This window comes from Frankia sp. AgKG'84/4 (assembly GCF_023242965.2).
In the GTDB taxonomy this organism is placed as follows: Bacteria; Actinomycetota; Actinomycetes; order Frankiales; family Frankiaceae; genus Frankia.
In genome coordinates this window covers 1-2392 of record NZ_JALKFU020001239.1, presented here as the reverse complement: position 1 = coordinate 2392, position 2392 = coordinate 1, and the positions used below count along the sequence as shown (strand labels likewise).

The following is a 2392-nucleotide window of genomic DNA, read 5'->3' as shown; positions in this document are numbered from 1 at the left end:
GATCGGCGGCGTCGCCTCGCCGATCCCGCCGGTGAACACGAGCGCGTCAAGACCGCCGAGCGCGGCGACCATCGCGGCGATCAGGGCGCGCAGCCGGTGCAGGTACACCGCCAGGGCGAGACGGGCGGGCGCCTTCCCCTCGTCGGCGGCGGCGAGCACGTCGCGCATGTCGGCGCTGCCCGCGAGCCCGAGCAGGCCGGACCGGTGTTCCAGGCCGTCGGCGAGCTCGTCGACGGACAGGCCCGCTTCCCGCAGCAGCCACAGCACTGCGCCCGGATCGACGGCGCCGGACCGGGTGCCCATGACCAGGCCGTCCAGGGGTGTGAACCCCATCGTCGTATCCCGGCACACCCCACCGGCCACCGCGGCCAGGGACGCCCCGGATCCCAGATGGCAGGTCACGACCCGCGGCCCGGCTATGCCATCCGCGCCCTCCACGGCGCCCACGGCACCCGCCGGGCCCAGCAGGGCGTCGGCCCGGCGGGCGGCGTAGGCGTGGGACAGTCCGTGGAAGCCGTAGCGGCGGATGCCGTAGGACTCCCGCCAGGAGGCCGGCAGCGCGTAGGTCGCCGCTGCCGGCGCCAGCGTGGCGTGGAACGCGGTGTCGAAACAGGCAACCTGAGGGAGGCCGGGCGCGGCGGCGCGGACGGCGGCGACGAGGGCCAGTGCGGCCGGCAGGTGCTGGGGCGCCAGGCTGGTCCGCGCGCGCAGCTCGGCCTCGACGGCGTCGTCAAGGAGCACCGGCACCCGCAGCCGGGGGCCACCATGGACAAAGCGGTGCCCAACGGCGGTAACCCCGCCGAACGCGGCGAGGTCCTCGAACACCGCCGTGAGCTCGCCGGCCGCGGCGGCCCGTGACTGCCCGCGACTGGCGGACCAGAGCGTCTCGTCCTCGGCTCCGAGCAGGCGCATCTTCAGGCTCGACGACCCTGCGTTGAGGACCAGGACGTTGTCCGCGGCCCGGGCCGCGGACTCGGTGCCGACGGCCTGGCGCACCCAGGGGTCCGGGGTGGGACTGGGGGTGCTCGGTTCCGGCATCACTTGTCCTCCGCGGGCGCGAGTCCGGGCTGCAGGGGCTGTGCGTCCCCCACTGTTACCGGCACCGTCAGTGTTACCGGCACCGTCAGTGTTACCGGCACCGACGGTGTTACCGGCACCGACGGTGCCGGAAGGGGCCGAAACGCCCCCGAGCGCCGGCCGATCAGCCCACGGACAGACAGCGTACGGACGGAGGATCGTCCGCCGGCCAGCGGGAACACTAATAGTGTCCGAACGAACGACAAGCGTGGCGGGCCGGCCGGTACGAGCGGTCACCGCCGGGCGGCGACGGGAGCGCAACGATGGCGGCATCCACCACCACACTCACCATCGAGCAGGCCAGGACCGCGGTGGAAGCGGCGATCCTCGCGCCGTCGATCCACAACAGCCAGCCTTGGCGGTGGCGGCTGGACGGGGACTGCCTCGACCTGTTCGCCGATCTCACCCGGGCCGTCCCGGTCGTGGATCCGCACCGCCGGCAGATGGTGATGAGCTGCGGCGCCGCACTGTTCAACGCCTGGCTGACGCTGCGCGCCGCCGGGCTCGAGGTCCAGGTCGACGAGTTGCCGGACGGCACCGACCTGGCCACCGACCGGCTGGCGACGCTGCGTGTCGTCGGCCAGTGCCCGCCGGCGCAGGGCGACGCGGAACTCGCGACCGCGATCAACCGCCGGCACACCGACCGGCGCCCGTTCGACCAGGCCGACCTGCCGGACGAGGTGCTCCACGGGCTGCGCCGGGCGGCGGAGAGCGAGGGCTGCTGGCTGGCGCCGGTCGTCCGCACGGAGACGAGGGTGGAGCTGTCGGTTCTGCTCGCGCGCGCCGACTGGGTCGAGACGCATGACCCGGACTACCGGGCCGAACTGATGGCCTGGAGCCGCACGGACCCGAACGCCCTGGACGGCGTGCCGCGCAGCGCCGTGGTCGGCAGCGACGAACCCCGCCAGTCCGAGTTCCCGCTGCGCGACTTCGACATCGTCGGCGAAGCCGGTCAGCGCCTGCGGGACCCTCAGGTCGAGCGTCCGGGCGTACTCGTGCTCGGCTCCGACGGCGACGACACCGCTGCCTGGTTGCACGCCGGGCGGGCCCTGGGCCGGCTCCTGCTGGTCGCCACCGCCGCGGGCCTGGCCGCCTCACCGCTGGGCCAGGCGATCGACGTCGACGCGACCCGCGCTCTGCTGCGCGAGGCGACCGGCGGCATCGGACAGGCCCAGATGATCCTTCGGGTCGGGTACCCGGACCCCGCCGCGCCGACGCTGCCCCAGACGCCACGCCGCCCGGCCTGCGACCTCCTCGAGGTCGTCCACCACGCCTGACCGCTCGGCGCCCCCCCGGCCCCCCCCGCCCCCCCCCC

2 protein-coding genes are annotated in these 2392 nt (G+C 74.8%); one reads left to right on the top strand and one right to left on the bottom strand.

Going from position 1 to position 2392, the window contains the following annotated elements; translation table 11 throughout:
* The coding region (locus MXD58_RS29190; protein ID WP_374616816.1) for an acetate/propionate family kinase at positions 1–1038 on the bottom strand (1038 nt) is incomplete at its 3' end.
* 302 nt (positions 1039–1340) lie between these two features.
* On the opposite strand from MXD58_RS29190, the gene MXD58_RS29185 reads away from it, so the two are divergent.
* Positions 1341–2354 carry an Acg family FMN-binding oxidoreductase gene (locus MXD58_RS29185; protein WP_248836966.1) on the top strand — a complete coding sequence of 338 codons (1014 nt, stop codon included), beginning with the start codon at positions 1341–1343 and terminating at the stop codon, positions 2352–2354.
* The last annotated feature ends 38 nt before the right edge of the window (positions 2355–2392 follow it).